Genomic DNA, 13,255 nt, shown 5'->3' on the forward strand with positions numbered 1-13,255 from the left:
ACGGTACTTCATTTAAAACACTCCATCTCTTCCTAAAGATTAAAGTGTTGCGCCGACCAGTTGAGGCCACCGCCCAATGCCGACTTTCGCCGCGATTTCATACGAAACCAACGCCAAATAGGAAGGCGAGAGGCGGTTATGCGGGACAAAGTGGGCGTGCACCTACTTAAGCCGCAGGTTGTTCCAGCTCTAGAATGTTTCCTTCACAATCGCGCATGTAGACGATCAAAAATGGTTCGTCAGCAGTTCCGAAATTTGTGATTTCACCAAGAGCCGTCCCACCCGCTTTGAGAATGTTGGTCATTGTAGATGCGATATCCACCAACTGGAAAGCCAGATGGCTTAGACCGATTTCATCAACTCTCGGCTCGACACGATCCGCGCTGCTTTCATACTCAAGTAGCTCTAAGAAGGGCGTTTCTTGGTCGGGGAGCCTCAACCAGATTGAATAAATCACGCTGTTCGGCAATCCGTTGCCTCGCGATACGACTTCACCCGACAGAGTTCTGGGAGGCCGCATTTCTTCGCAATCAAAGACGTCGGTGTAAAAGGCAGCTAGCCTGTCGGCACTGCGGGCCGCAATACTGATATGAGCAAGTTTCATGGCGTAATTATCCTCTCTAGTGACAACCTTACAGCCAATAAGGTGCCTTGTAAGGTCGGAGGTTTAGGCTCAAACCGGACCTTCGCCGCGATTGCGCATGAACCAATATATTGCTGTTGCACGTACAGACAGCCCCCAGATCACACAGCCCCAAGGCGTTCTCGGTATTTCACGGGGGGGACGCCCATGGTTTTGCGGAATTCGCGGCGGAAGGTCTCAGAAGAACCAAAGCCGCAGGCGATCCAGACGTCGGCCAAGGGGATTTGGCTGTTTTCCAAGATTTCAGCGGCGCGGGCAACGCGTTCACTTTTGAGCCAATTGAGCGGCGTCACGCCCACTTCTTCCAAGAAACGCCGCGCGAATGTGCGCCCGCTGGTGGAAGCAGCGCGGGCCATGCGCTCGATGGGCCATGCCTCGTCCAATGTGCTTCTGACCTGATCTTGCAAGGCTGAGATGCCCGATCCGACGCGGGCTTTGGGTTCGGGTCTTGGCACGAATTGGCGTTGTCCGCCGTCGCGCTGCGCGGGCAAGACCAGACGGCGGGCGACGGTGGCAGCGATCTGTGCACCGTAATCTTTGCGAATGATGTGCAAGCCCAGATCAAGTCCCGCAGCAGAGCCAGCAGAGGTGAAAATCTGCCCGTCCTCAATAAACAAGACATCGGGATCGACATGCGTGTCAGGGTATTTTTCGGCAAGTTTACCAGTGTAATTCCAGTGGGTTGTGGCGCGTTTGCCTGCCAGAAGACCGGTGGCGGCCAAAACAAAAACACCAGAACAAATCGACGCGATCCGCGCGCCGCGCGCATGGGCGGCACGCAGGGCTTCGCACAGGGCTTCGGGCACAGGCGCATCGGCACCACGCCAACCGGGGACTATAATGAGGCTCGCTTGCTCCAAAATCTCAAGATCGCCTGTGGCCTCGACCGTGATGCCGCCTGTGGCGCGGATCGGACCGGATTCGGCTTTGACCACTTGGAACCTGTACCACTGGTCAAACTCGGGACGCTCGAGGGCGAACAATTCGACCGCGATGCCAAATTCGAACGTGCACAACCCATCATAGGCGATGGCGCAGACAAGAGGGTCTTTGTTTGCGTCTTGGCCCGCAATGTTATGTGCGTCTTGTGACGGCTGTGTGGCTGAATGTGTCACCTTGGCAGAATCCGACTGTACATTGGCATTTCTGCCAGTATCGCGAGGATAAGCAAAATGACAAGGTGTTTTGGACAAGACATATTGAACACCTTAAATTGAACATCACCCACAGGAGCTACATCATGCAAAACACGTCAGACCTTTTAGCCGCCGTACAGGTCTACTTTGATGCGCTGTACCACTGCGACACAGAAAAACTGAACGCGGTGTTCCACGAGACCTCGAGCCTGTTTGACGCGGACAACGGCAAGGTGTTTGCGGAACCGATTGAAAGCTTTAGCCGTGATGTGGGCGGGCGCACCTCGCCTGCCAGCAAAGGCCAAGCACGCGAAGAAGAGATTTTGATGATCGATTACCTGTCACCGATCAGTGCCACAGTGAAAATCAGACTGCGCGCGCATGAGAACGTGTTTGTGGACCACCTTGGATTTGTTTTGGGTGAAAACGGCTGGCAGATTGTCTCTAAAATTTGGCATTTGGAACGTGTGGCCGATATCGCTTGAGCTGATCCAAACCTGATCTAACAATGGCCCCCGCTCGCGTGCAAAACGACTGCGGGGGCATCACAGCTTGAGAGAGGTGCCATCAAAAGAGGCTAAGGTCGCGGCCATTTCACTTGTTTTAAAAGTCTTTCTAGAATCCTGCGCGCGGGTGTGTCATTAGGCTTGGAATTGAGTGAAACAAGGATATGGTGAGTGATGCGGCGATCTAAGGGGATCATCTCTTCTGCAGAACGGATCGCAGCGCAGGCTTTGGCAACGTTGGATGCGGCCGTGCATGGTGAGCGCAAGGCCGTTGTCTTTGACATCGACGGCACTTTGACGCCGTCAATCTTGTCTGTACGCACGCCGCGTAAAGGCGCGGCCGAGGCCGTAAAGGCCTTTTTTGATGCGGGATTCGATATTGTCTACATCTCGGCGCGGGTGCGTTTGTTGCAATCCGGCGTCAGCGATTGGTTGGACAAGCACGGCTTTCCTGACGGGCAGTTGCACATGACGGAAAGCCGCGAAGATCGCCTTGATACAGGGGCGTTCAAAAAGCGTGTTTTGAAGACCTATGCCGATCATGGTTGGAGCTTTACCGCTGCTTTTGGTGATTCTACCTCTGATTTCAACGCCTATGTTTATGCAGGCGTGCCGCATGATCGCATATATGCGCTGCGCCGCCGTGGGTCGACAGGGTGCCAGCCAGGTGTTTGGCAGGGCTGCTATGGTGGCTGGGAAGACTTGCGCCAAACCATCGCTGATATTCTGGCTGAATAAACCGCGTCTCATTGCAGGCTTAACCCCCTAATCAAAGCCATGATCAACAGATTGGTTGCCAGTATTTGCGACAACCCCGCCGAGACAACCCCGCAGAAATGCCCAAAGCGAAGACGCCAAAATCCAGCGCAGGCAGGGGCGGTCTATGGGTGAACAGCCAGAAAGGTGACCAGCCAGAAAAGCGTTAAAGCAAGCGCCATAGGTGCGCCAAAAAGATAGCGCACAAGACAGACACCGCACCACTGACGCTAAGTTCTTCGCGCCGCAAGCGTTGCTGTATGGCTGTGCGCTATGCTTGAAACCGGCCCGCTCATAGCGCGGCTGGCAGCCAGATGAACGCATAAATCATTGACGTAAAATTCTAAGGTGATGACACTGACCTGTGTCTAACTTCAGTCGCGGGAGCCGTCAAACCCGCCCATACGTTTGGCCCATTGAAAGGCAACAATGACACCCTTGAGGCGTGGCAACAAAAACAAGGATAGCGCCACAGTGCCCGTCGCAAAGACAGCAAGCATCACCAAGGGTTCGGGGCGGAATTCTATATAGTACCAGCCCATGGTTGGCGCCATCAAATGACCGACAATCAAGATGGTCAAATAGGGGGGGCCGTCATCTGCGCGATGATGATGAAACTGCTCTTTGCACACTGGGCACTCAGAGCGCACTTTGAGATAGCCCTTTAGGATAGGTCCGTTGCCGCACGACGGGCAGCGACGTTTCCATCCGCGCATCAAAGCGGGCTTCATCTCTCGCTCAGGTAAATCTCTAGCGGATAAGTTGGGTGATGCGTGAAGTGCTGAATCTGTCATGCGGGTCGCCTTTTAGGTCATAGGTCGGTTTGCCTGTGACACCTTTATAAGGGGACTATCTTACGAAATAGAGGACGGTTTGTCCTTGCGTCGGGTTGTCGCGTCGCCGCTGCAGCGCCGAGGGCAGGTTGGAGCCGCGCCAATTGTTTGCGCGCAACGCCAAACTGGCCGGCGCGCCAGATCGCCAAACCTTCGGTAAAGTTTTTTACGGCCCGACACGACGGAAAACCGAACGGGGCGCGTTTCACTATCATAAGCGCTCGGCACTAAGACAGGCAGCTGAACGCACCAATAACCAGTTAAGGATTATATCTTATGAAACGTACTTCACTCATCTCTGCTGTTGCTATGATCGCTGTTCTTGGGTCGGCCGCAGCAAGTTTCGCCGATGGCAAAAAAGACATGGAGCGCCGCGGAGGCATGATGCCAACGTTCGAAATGCTTGATGCGGACGGTGATGGTCTTGTGACCGAAGCTGAAATGGATGCCTATAAAAAAGCTGAAATGGATGCCCGTAAAGCAGCACGTTTCGCGGAAGCCGATACAGACGGCAATGGATCATTGTCTGCGGAAGAAATGTCCGCAAAAATGCCTGGCAAAGGCGAAAAAGACAAAAAAGACGAAAAAGGCAGTGAGCGTAAAACCGAACGTCTTGAGAAAATGATTTCTCGCATGGACACAGACGGCGACGGCGAAGTCTCTGCTGCTGAAATGGATGCGATGGAGAAAAAATCGCTCTTTGAACGTCTGGATACAAATGGTGACGGCGTTTTGACCGCAGATGAATTTGCTGCTGGCGCAGATCGCGGTCACGGCAAAGGTGGTCATGGCAAAGGCAAGTCTGACAACTGATCGCGTGTAAGCAGGCTTGATAAAGTCTCGTAAGCTTTAGACCTGTAAGGCTTGTATACTTTCGATCAGGGCGTACGCGCCCTGATCAAGTTGACAAAAACAAGATTTGAAATGCGTACGAGTTTAAGACCAAGTACCGAGAACAGGAAGAAACTGACCATGGACGCCGACCACATCGCAGGCTACGTCTGTTAGGGAATGAAAATGCCTTTTGATGCCCAAAGTGACACGTCTGACGATGCTTTGCTGATTGCTTTTGGCAACGGTGACCGTTTGGCTGCGCGGATTTTGACGGATCGGCATGCCCCACGGGTGATAGGCTATGCAGCACGTTTACTCAAAGATCGTGCAGAAGCCGAAGATGTCGCACAAGACGCGATGATGCGACTTTGGAAAATCGCCCCTGAGTGGCGCACAGGCGAGGCCAAGGTGACGACGTGGTTGTACCGCGTGGTGACCAACTTATGCACCGACCGTCTGCGCAAAAAGCGCGGCACTGGCTTGGATGAAATCGCGGAACCCGAAGACGGCAAGCCGTCACAGGACGCGGTTTTGATGCAAAAACAACGGGTGGCAGCGCTGAGTGCAGCGCTGGACACTTTACCGGATCGGCAAAAAGAAGCCGTCGTTCTGCGCCATATCGAAGGGTTATCGAACCCTGAAATCGCGCAGGTTTTAGATATTGGTGTCGAGGCAGTCGAAAGTTTGACTGCGCGCGGCAAACGGGCGCTGGCCAAAGCATTGGCTGATCAGCGCGAAACATTGGGGTTTGAAGATGACACAGCGTGATGATTTTCTCAGCGATGCTGATTTAGGCAGTCTTTTTGCTCGCGCGCAATCGGATGCGGTCATACCTTCTGATGCCTTTATGGCGCGGATTTTGGCCGATGCGGATAGCGTGCAAGACGCAAATGGCGCAGGTCTGCCGGACTGGGCAAAACCCAAACCTGAACAGTCCGTTCGTGGCTCTTGGTTTACAAATCTGCTCGACAGTTTGGGTGGCTGGCGCGGTGGTGCTGGCTTGGCCACGGCCACGGTCATGGGGCTTGCTGTCGGTTTGGGCGCGCCCACAACGGTAACGCAATTGGCGTCTGGGACATGGGCTGGCACATCTGCTGCGCAAGTTGCAGATCTGAGTTCCGAGACCACGAGCTATGCGCTCGATGATTTGGTGCCAAGCTTTTATGATTTGGCGGCGGAAGGGTAGACTATGAGCGACACAAACACAGGGCAAAAATCACGCGGATCACAGCGCATGCGCTTGGTGTTGATCCTATCCTTGGCGGTGAACTTGGCGGTTGTGGGATTGGTCGCTGGTGCGGCTTTGCGTGGCGGTGAACGTGGTGGCGTGTCTGGCGATGACCGCGCGCGTGCGATGCAGACCCGCGACTTTGGTTTCGGCCCCTATGTGGCCGCCTTGGAACATGAACAACGACGCGATATCGGACGCGCTTTTATCAAAAAAGCGGGGCTCCCGGATGCGGCACGCGCAGGCGCGCAGGCCAAATTTGAAGCGATTTTGGATGCCCTCAAGGCCGAGCCCTTTGATGCAGATTTGTTCCAATCAGAAGTGCTTGCGCAGTTGAATGATTTGGCCGAGATGCAGAAGATCGGCGCGACTGTGATTGTCGATCAGGTGGCGGCTATGACGCCAGAAACCCGCGCGGCCTATGCTGTTCGTCTGGATCAGGCGCTCACGCGTCCGCAGCGCCGAGAGGGCGGTCGCGATGACGCGCCCAAGCCCCCAAAATAGCCCTAGGTTTTTGACATCAGGTGTAAGTTTCAGAATTAGAAAACGCTGCCTTTACGCAGTGGGCTGCGTTGCCGCAGCGAGCTGCGTCTATGCAGCATGAGAGCCGAGGGTCACTTGATTGCGTCCTTCGGCTTTTGAGTCATACAAAGCACGGTCTGAAATTTGCAACAGCGCTTCGATAGACGCGTTTGTATCTCCGCCCATAGCCAACCCGATCGAGGCCGACACCGACACAGGTGTGCCATCAGATGCCTGAGCCACAGGCGTACCGCAAATCGCCGCGCGCAGACGTTCGGCGGCTGTGCGCGCTTCGACTAAAGTTGACATCGGCATGCAGACCATGAATTCTTCACCGCCAAAACGCGCGACCAAATCAATGCCGCGCAGGGTGTCGCGCATCCGTTTGGCCACTTCAATCAACACCTTATCGCCCACGCTGTGACCATAGGTGTCGTTGATCGTTTTGAAACGATCCAAGTCAATCAGCATGATCGCAAAGTTCTGGCCCGACTTGGTCGCCTCCTGTGAGATTTGAGTCAAATGAGGCAGCGCATAGCGACGGTTGTACAACCCCGTCAGCGGATCGATCATCGCCAAGCGCAAGCCTTCGTCGACGGAATTTCTTAGGATATCCGCCTCTTTTTTGCGCCGCATTTGCGACCGCAACCTCAGCGCCAATTCTTCGGGGTCACCGCCGCGGGTTATGATATCGTTCGCGCCCAAATCGAGCGCCATGACGGCTTCATTGCGATCTTGCGAGCCATGCACGACAACAATACCTGCAAAGCGGCTGCTTTGGCGCGCGCGAATATCCGCGATCAAACCCAGCCCATTCATGTTGCCAAAAATGTCGCTTGAAATCACATAAATGTCTGCGCCATTGCCGCCCGCGATGGTTTCCAACAGGTGATCGGCGGCGACGATTTCGATGTTATCCATGACCAAGCCCCGCAGCCCTGCGCGCCACGTCATGGCATCTTCCGCGCAGCGCCCGACCAGAGCAATCTTTCCAGGCGTCGCAAAGTGAACGGAGGCCTCGGCAAAGCCAAAGGACCGCGCAGTTTCATCACGCCGGCGCAATTCATCCGTGGTGGCGCGGGCGCGCATGAGGGCCCGCACGCGAGCAGTCAAAGTCAGTTCGTCAATCGGCTTGGCCAGAAATTCGTCAGCGCCCGCTTTGAGGGCTGCAATCCTCGCCTCGGTGTCGCCTGCAGGCGTGGCGATCAGAACTGGGATATGGTGCGTGGCAGGATCAGCTTTGAGCCGCGTACAGACTTCATGGGCGCTCATGTCACCAAGGTCTGTGTCGAGGATGATGATGTCTGGCTGACTGTCGGCCGCGCGTAACAATGCATCACGGCCAGACACCGCTTGGATCACCTCATAAAAGGCGGATGAAAGTTTCACTTTCAGGATAATGCGGTTCGTCGGGACATTGTCCACGATAAGAATCCGGCCTGCCATTGTGCCCTCGGAAATCTATGATATGCGATATGTGTCTGACGCATTTCTTGTTAAGGTATGCGTCCAAAATGAGCCTCAAAGGTTAATAAAGGGTTTCCAGCCCCAAGGAGTTATCCACACATGCAGCAAGATTCCGCCGAGATTCTCGCCCTCAAAATTCTGGGCTGGTTGGTCGCAAACGAAGAACTTTTGCCTGTTTTTCTTGGCTCTACAGGGCTTGGCGAAGACGATTTGCGCAATCGCGCCAGCGAGCCTGAATTCTTGGTCGCTGTATTGGATTTCGTAACGATGAACGATGAGTGGGTTAACGATTTTGCCCAACAAGCATCGATTGACCCTTATGACGTTTTGCGCGCTCGCCAAGCATTGCCCGGTGGGGAGGAAATCCATTGGACATAGCATCTGTACAGGCGATTTTGTTCGATAAAGACGGCACCCTGTTTGACTTCCAAAAGTCATGGTCGCCTTGGGCCTCAGCCGTCATTGATCGATTGGCGCAAGACGATACAAGTGTCGCTCAGGCCGTGGCTGAGGTTTTGGGCTTTGATATCGCGCAGGGGCAATTTTTGGCGGATGGCTTTGCCGTCTCCAGTACGCCTGACGAGCAAATCGAGCGCCTGCTGCCGATCTTTCCAGATTTAAGTGCAGAGGAAATTCTAACCCGCATGATGTCCAAAATGGATGTTGCCGTGCCGGTGCCTGTGCGCGATCTGGACCGCGCCTTACAGACCTTTCAAGCGCGTCAGATCAAAATGGGCGTGGTAACCAATGACTTCGAACAGGTCGGGCGGGACCATTTGCTCCATGCAGGCGTACAGGCGGCTTTTGATGTGGTGATCGGGTTTGATAGCGGTTTTGGTGCCAAACCTGCGCCGGATGGCTGTCGCGCCGCCGCCTTGGCCCTTGGTGTCGATCCTGCGCACACTGTGATGGTGGGCGACAGTTTGCATGATTTGGCAGCAGGGCGCGCGGCGGGCATGCGCACCATTGGCGTGCTCACCGGAACCGCAGGTCGATCTGACTTGGCACCTGCGGCAGATTATGTGGTGCAGGATGTGGCCGAAATCGCTACATTTTTCGCGTAAATCGCCCTCTTTGCCGCTCTGACCCCTTTCAGACATGACGTAAGGGGAAGAAAACTTGCATTTTAAGGACATTCGCGAAATGCGATGGCGCCTCTTGGTACTTTATTAAGTCGGCGCGCCTAGTCTGAAGGCCTGTAGAAGTAAAAGGGCCTATTGCTCATGCATGGGATGATAAATCGCGCAATTCAGTGTTTTCTTCGCGACACATACGGGCCACAAATTTGGGCCGATGTTGCCGTGCAAGCTGACTTAGGTTTCGATAATTTCGAAGCGATGCTAAATTATCCAGATGGGATCACCATCAAACTATTGGCCACGGCCGCGCGCAATCTGTCAAAACCCGTTGATGCAATGCTAGAAGACATCGGCACCTATCTTGTGTCTCACCCCAACGTCGAAGCGATCCGCAGGTTGTTGCGGTTTGGGGGGAACGAATATCGCGAATTCTTGTTTTCGCTTAACGAGATCGAAGGGCGCTCTCGTCTAGCCTTGCCTGATCTAGAAGTGCCCAAGCTTGAAATTTTTGAAAACCCTGACGGCACGCACACCTTGACCTGCCTGCATTCGATGCCTGGGTTCGGCTATGCGATGGTGGGCGTGATGCGGGCGATGGCAGATGACTACGGTGCGCTGGTATTCTTGGAACATCAAGGCTGGCGCGATTCCGGCGAAGAAATCATCAATATTCAATTGTTGGAAGAATGCTTTGCTGAAGGGCGAAGCTTTGATCTCTCTGCACAGGCGGTCTGAGATATGAAACATGTGACAAATTTTGATAAAAACTCTCTCGACCTCTTGATGCCGATGCATCTGATTTTGGATGCGACAGGCGCCGTCTGCGGTGTGGGTCCGACATTATGTAAACTGCGCAGAGAAATGGAACTTTTGGGGTCGAATGTTTTCGACATATTCGAGTTGCGCGATGACGGGCGTAAAAAAGGCGATACGCTTTTGCCAACCGACAAAAAGCTCTACCTCACCTTCAAAGATGGCGTGGCCACAACGCTTAAAGGCATCGCGACCGCGCTAGAGGGCCGTGATGGATTGTTGCTCAATCTGTCCTTTGGTATCTCAGTGGTTGAGGCCGTGCGTGAGTATCGCCTGACGGCTGGTGATTTTGCCCCAACGGATTTGGCCGTCGAAATGCTTTATCTGGTCGAGGCCAAGTCCGCCGTACTGGAAGAAACAAAACAGCTGAACATGCGCTTACAAGGCGCCAAAGTGGCGGCCGAAGAACAGGCTTTCACGGATACGCTCACAGGGCTTAAAAACCGCCGCGCGATGGATCATGTGCTTAAACGGATGATCCGTGGCGCCATTCCCTTTGCCTTGATGCACCTCGATCTCGATTACTTCAAAGACGTCAATGATACACTGGGCCACGCGGCTGGGGATGCGGTGTTGCAACGTATCGCCAAGGTGCTCGTCGAAGAAACGCGGGACGATGATATGGTCGCGCGCGTGGGCGGGGACGAATTTATCTTGGTCTTGCATAAGATGACGGACAAAGACCGTTTGATGAAAACCGCCCAGCGGATTATCAGCCAATTGGAAGTGCCTGTTCCCTTTGGCGACACGGTATGCCGCATTTCGGGGTCGATCGGAATCACTACCACGGATTTCTACGAGGCGATTGATCCGGATCAAATGATCCACGATGCGGATACAGCGCTTTATGCATCCAAACATCAAGGGCGCGCCCGCGCCAATATGTATGAACACGGAATGACCTCGAAGTAGGGCGTAGACCAAATGCAGCTGCATCGCGATGTTAGGTCGTGCGCAGTTGCAGGAATTTTAATGCTGATTTTCGGGAATGTTGGCCAATGGCAGTCCCTAGGGGAATTGAACCCCTCTTTCCAGGTTGAAAACCTGGCGTCCTAACCGATAGACGAAGGGACCGCTGTTGGCGTGAGCGGGTATTTACGGCAGCTGCTGGCAAAGCGCAAGGGTGTCTGTGCCTCAAATTTAAAAATTTTGTAAAAAATGTAAAACGCGGTCGAAAGCTTCGAAGGGCGCGCGCTGTGCAAAACAGAATGTCGACAACGATTCCGTCGGGACGAGTGCAGTGTCTTTAATTTGGGGGTATTCGCCAATGGCAGTCCCTAGGGGAATTGAACCCCTCTTTCCAGGTTGAAAACCTGGCGTCCTAACCGATAGACGAAGGGACCGCAATTGGCGTGAGGCGGTATTTAGGCGAGGTGCCCGCGCGGCGCAAGAGATAAAATGCTTGGGAGCCTATTTTTTTTAAAAGCGGTTAAGAACACCTGACTAAGTGGCCTCGGCACCATCTTCCAAACGCAACTGCACCGATTGGCGTCCGCCCCATGTGTTGATTTCCAAACGTCCTGCCAGATGAAAGCGCTTGCCGCCGTGCGCCTCTAGGGCAGGGCCAAGTTTCGTATCAAAGGCACCAAAGCAAATCGCGTCCAAGCGCGGGCCTTGGCCGTCGGAAAAGCTGATTTTTAGATGGCTTTCGCCCACGCGTTTGGCAAAATGGATCATGCATGACGGAAAGGCAAAACGTGGTGCGGCGGCAGAGGCCCCATAAGGTCCCGCCGCTTCGATTTTGTTGATCAACTCAATGCTGGCAGCGCCTGGCATCAACAGGGAATCTAGTTTCAAATCCGCGGGGCCTGCATCACCGGCACCCTGTTTGGCCAAAAGGTCTGACAGACGCGCCATGGCGGGTTCTAGCTTGTCACGCATCACCGTCAGACCCGCAGCCATTTTATGTCCGCCACCTTTAACCAAGAGGCCCTCTGCCGCCAAACGTTGAATGCTTGCACCTAGGTCGACGCCAGAAATGGACCGACCAGAGCCTTTGCCCTCATCCCCGTCAAATCCGATCACCACAGCGGGGCGGTTGGTGGATTCTTTCAAGCGCGAGGCAACGATGCCCACAACGCCAGGATGCCAGCCGTCAGCTGCGGCCCAAACCAGTGGTCCATCTAAGCCGCGCTCTGCGGCTTGATCCAGCGCGCCTGCGCGCACTGTGGCCTCGATTTCGCGGCGCTCAGTGTTGAGGTAATCCAGCCGTTCCGCCAGCATCTGTGCCTCTGCCTCGTCGGTGGTCGACAGCAATCTCGCGCCCAGATCGGCCGCGCCGATGCGTCCACCTGCATTGATGCGCGGCCCCAGCATAAACCCAAGGCTATAGGCCGTGGGGGCCGTGTCCATGCGCGACACGTCAGCGAGCTTGCGAATGCCAATGCGTTCGCGATCCGCCATCACCCGCAGACCTTGGCGCACCAAAGCGCGGTTCACACCGATCAACGGCGCCACATCGGCCACGGTGCCAAGGGCCACCAAATCGAGATAGCGCATCAGGTTCGGCCCGCGCACGTCTTGCGCCCGCAAGCGCCTATTAACATCCACCAGCATCAAAAACACCACGCCAGCGGCACACAGATGCGCCAAATCGCCGGTCTCGTCTTGGCGGTTCGGGTTCACCACGGCCACACAATCGGGCAGGGTCTCGCCGCCAAGGTGGTGATCCAGAACGATCACGTCCGCGCCAACAGCTGCCGCAATAGGCCCATGAGACAGCGTGCCACAATCGACGCAAACAATCAGGTCGTGATCGCGCGCAAGGGCGGCCATCGCAGGATCGTTCGGCCCGTAACCTTCGTCAATGCGGTCGGGAATATAAAGCGTCGCGCTATGCCCCATGTCGCGCAACCATGTGATCAACAAAGACGCCGAAGTCGCGCCATCCACATCGTAATCGGCAAAAATGGCGATTTTTTCGCGCTGCTGTAAGGCTTTTATGAAACGTGTCGCCGCCGGTTCCATGTCTTTTAGGACCATCGGATCCGGCAATAAGTCTTTGAGCGCAGGCGTTAAAAACGCCTCAGCCTCCTCCACAGCAACCCCGCGCCGCGTCAGAGTTTGGCACAAAGGCAAAGGCAGCGATGTTTGCTGCGCCATGGCTTCGGCCAAGCGATCATTTTCAGGGGTGGGACCAACCCAGCGGCGGGCTGTTAATGAGGCGGAGACATCAAGAAAATCATTCATGCCCAAGTATATCGTCGCATCTTAACGCACATGCAAACTCTGATTGCGAAGGGTGGGTGGGGGATGTTTGGATTTGGTGGGGTTTGAGGAGAGAGGATGCCATTCCTCATGAGCTTTGCATTCAATACTGTCGACAGCAGACGTCTTGGAAACTCGCGGCGAAAGTCGGCAATGAGCGGCGATCTCAACTGGTCGACGCAACACACTGTGCGAACTTCTCTGCTGGCGTCTGATATTGCAAGGTCTTGA

Annotated in this window: 15 protein-coding genes and 2 tRNA genes; 10 read left to right on the forward strand and 7 right to left on the reverse strand. The window is 54.7% G+C overall.

Going from position 1 to position 13,255, the window contains the following annotated elements:
• Window positions 1–166 precede the first annotated feature (166 nt).
• Window positions 167–604: a VOC family protein gene (locus WNY38_RS17695; protein ID WP_342858691.1), complete on the reverse strand. Its 438-nt coding sequence runs from the start codon at window positions 602–604 to the stop codon at window positions 167–169.
• A gap of 140 nt (window positions 605–744) precedes the next feature.
• Window positions 745–1,758, reverse strand: coding sequence for a transcriptional regulator FtrA (ftrA, locus tag WNY38_RS17700; RefSeq protein ID WP_342858692.1), 1,014 nt, complete (start codon window positions 1,756–1,758; stop codon window positions 745–747).
• Between the two features lie 125 nt (window positions 1,759–1,883).
• Between ftrA and WNY38_RS17705 the strand changes: the two genes are divergently transcribed.
• On the forward strand, window positions 1,884–2,264 hold the full coding sequence (locus tag WNY38_RS17705; RefSeq protein ID WP_342858693.1) for a nuclear transport factor 2 family protein: 381 nt from the start codon (window positions 1,884–1,886) through the stop codon (window positions 2,262–2,264).
• A 195-nt stretch (window positions 2,265–2,459) separates the two neighbouring features.
• On the forward strand, window positions 2,460–3,023 hold the full coding sequence (locus tag WNY38_RS17710; RefSeq protein WP_342858694.1) for a hypothetical protein: 564 nt from the start codon (window positions 2,460–2,462) through the stop codon (window positions 3,021–3,023).
• Between the two features lie 392 nt (window positions 3,024–3,415).
• Here WNY38_RS17710 and WNY38_RS17715 read toward each other — a convergent pair whose 3' ends face one another.
• A complete protein-coding gene (locus tag WNY38_RS17715; RefSeq protein ID WP_342858695.1) occupies window positions 3,416–3,835 on the reverse strand; it encodes a DUF983 domain-containing protein in 420 nt (139 codons plus the stop codon).
• A gap of 315 nt (window positions 3,836–4,150) precedes the next feature.
• Between WNY38_RS17715 and WNY38_RS17720 the strand changes: the two genes are divergently transcribed.
• From WNY38_RS17720 to WNY38_RS17735, 4 genes are all read left to right on the forward strand, one after another.
• Window positions 4,151–4,687, forward strand: coding sequence for an EF-hand domain-containing protein (locus WNY38_RS17720; protein WP_342858696.1), 537 nt, complete (start codon window positions 4,151–4,153; stop codon window positions 4,685–4,687).
• Between the two features lie 198 nt (window positions 4,688–4,885).
• Window positions 4,886–5,476 carry an RNA polymerase sigma factor gene (locus WNY38_RS17725; protein WP_342858697.1) on the forward strand — a complete coding sequence of 197 codons (591 nt, stop codon included), beginning with the start codon at window positions 4,886–4,888 and terminating at the stop codon, window positions 5,474–5,476.
• A complete protein-coding gene (locus WNY38_RS17730; RefSeq protein ID WP_342858698.1) occupies window positions 5,463–5,894 on the forward strand; it encodes a hypothetical protein in 432 nt (143 codons plus the stop codon). Before WNY38_RS17725 ends, WNY38_RS17730 begins: the two co-directional genes overlap by 14 nt.
• A 3-nt stretch (window positions 5,895–5,897) precedes the next feature.
• Complete coding sequence (locus WNY38_RS17735) at window positions 5,898–6,440, forward strand: periplasmic heavy metal sensor (protein WP_342858699.1); 543 nt, start codon at window positions 5,898–5,900, stop codon at window positions 6,438–6,440.
• An 87-nt stretch (window positions 6,441–6,527) separates the two neighbouring features.
• Here WNY38_RS17735 and WNY38_RS17740 read toward each other — a convergent pair whose 3' ends face one another.
• Window positions 6,528–7,904, reverse strand: a complete 1,377-nt coding sequence (locus WNY38_RS17740; RefSeq protein ID WP_342858700.1) for a diguanylate cyclase — start codon at window positions 7,902–7,904, stop codon at window positions 6,528–6,530.
• Window positions 7,905–8,024: 120 nt separating this feature from the next.
• On the opposite strand from WNY38_RS17740, the gene WNY38_RS17745 reads away from it, so the two are divergent.
• The 4 genes from WNY38_RS17745 (at window position 8,025) to WNY38_RS17760 (ending at window position 10,729) form a co-directional block, all read left to right on the forward strand.
• A complete protein-coding gene (locus tag WNY38_RS17745; RefSeq protein WP_342858701.1) occupies window positions 8,025–8,303 on the forward strand; it encodes a DUF3572 domain-containing protein in 279 nt (92 codons plus the stop codon).
• The gene (locus tag WNY38_RS17750; RefSeq protein ID WP_342858702.1) at window positions 8,294–8,989 is read left to right on the forward strand and encodes an HAD family hydrolase; all 696 of its coding nucleotides are present in this window, start codon (window positions 8,294–8,296) and stop codon (window positions 8,987–8,989) included. The genes WNY38_RS17745 and WNY38_RS17750 overlap by 10 nt, the downstream gene beginning before the upstream one ends.
• 159 nt (window positions 8,990–9,148) lie before the next feature.
• Entirely contained in the window at window positions 9,149–9,739 is a 591-nt protein-coding gene (locus WNY38_RS17755) for a heme NO-binding domain-containing protein (protein ID WP_342858703.1), read from the forward strand.
• A gap of 3 nt (window positions 9,740–9,742) precedes the next feature.
• The gene (locus WNY38_RS17760; RefSeq protein WP_342858704.1) at window positions 9,743–10,729 is read left to right on the forward strand and encodes a GGDEF domain-containing protein; all 987 of its coding nucleotides are present in this window, start codon (window positions 9,743–9,745) and stop codon (window positions 10,727–10,729) included.
• Window positions 10,730–10,816: 87 nt separating this feature from the next.
• Here the strand turns inward: WNY38_RS17760 and WNY38_RS17765 are convergent.
• From WNY38_RS17765 to recJ, 3 genes are all read right to left on the reverse strand, one after another.
• Window positions 10,817–10,891: transfer RNA gene (locus WNY38_RS17765), tRNA-Glu, on the reverse strand.
• Between the two features lie 194 nt (window positions 10,892–11,085).
• Window positions 11,086–11,160, reverse strand: a tRNA-Glu gene (locus WNY38_RS17770).
• A gap of 100 nt (window positions 11,161–11,260) precedes the next feature.
• Window positions 11,261–13,006, reverse strand: coding sequence for a single-stranded-DNA-specific exonuclease RecJ (gene recJ, locus WNY38_RS17775; protein WP_342858705.1), 1,746 nt, complete (start codon window positions 13,004–13,006; stop codon window positions 11,261–11,263).
• Between the last annotated feature and the right edge of the window lie 249 nt (window positions 13,007–13,255).

Source organism: Pacificibacter sp. AS14 (assembly GCF_038899935.1).
Classification (GTDB): domain Bacteria; phylum Pseudomonadota; class Alphaproteobacteria; order Rhodobacterales; family Rhodobacteraceae; genus Celeribacter.

Excerpts from the sequence above, each read along its gene's own strand:
- WNY38_RS17695 (WP_342858691.1), bottom strand. The coding sequence starts at position 604 with ATGAAACTTGCTCATATCAGTATTGCGGCCCGCAGTGCCGACAGGCTA.
- WNY38_RS17705 (WP_342858693.1), top strand. The coding sequence starts at position 1,884 with ATGCAAAACACGTCAGACCTTTTAGCCGCCGTACAGGTCTACTTTGAT.
- WNY38_RS17710 (WP_342858694.1), top strand. The coding sequence starts at position 2,460 with ATGCGGCGATCTAAGGGGATCATCTCTTCTGCAGAACGGATCGCAGCG.
- WNY38_RS17715 (WP_342858695.1), bottom strand. The coding sequence starts at position 3,835 with ATGACAGATTCAGCACTTCACGCATCACCCAACTTATCCGCTAGAGAT.
- WNY38_RS17720 (WP_342858696.1), top strand. The coding sequence starts at position 4,151 with ATGAAACGTACTTCACTCATCTCTGCTGTTGCTATGATCGCTGTTCTT.
- WNY38_RS17725 (WP_342858697.1), top strand. The coding sequence starts at position 4,886 with ATGAAAATGCCTTTTGATGCCCAAAGTGACACGTCTGACGATGCTTTG.
- WNY38_RS17730 (WP_342858698.1), top strand. The coding sequence starts at position 5,463 with ATGACACAGCGTGATGATTTTCTCAGCGATGCTGATTTAGGCAGTCTT.
- WNY38_RS17735 (WP_342858699.1), top strand. The coding sequence starts at position 5,898 with ATGAGCGACACAAACACAGGGCAAAAATCACGCGGATCACAGCGCATG.
- WNY38_RS17740 (WP_342858700.1), bottom strand. The coding sequence starts at position 7,904 with ATGGCAGGCCGGATTCTTATCGTGGACAATGTCCCGACGAACCGCATT.
- WNY38_RS17745 (WP_342858701.1), top strand. The coding sequence starts at position 8,025 with ATGCAGCAAGATTCCGCCGAGATTCTCGCCCTCAAAATTCTGGGCTGG.
- WNY38_RS17755 (WP_342858703.1), top strand. The coding sequence starts at position 9,149 with ATGCATGGGATGATAAATCGCGCAATTCAGTGTTTTCTTCGCGACACA.
- WNY38_RS17760 (WP_342858704.1), top strand. The coding sequence starts at position 9,743 with ATGAAACATGTGACAAATTTTGATAAAAACTCTCTCGACCTCTTGATG.
- recJ (WP_342858705.1), bottom strand. The coding sequence starts at position 13,006 with ATGAATGATTTTCTTGATGTCTCCGCCTCATTAACAGCCCGCCGCTGG.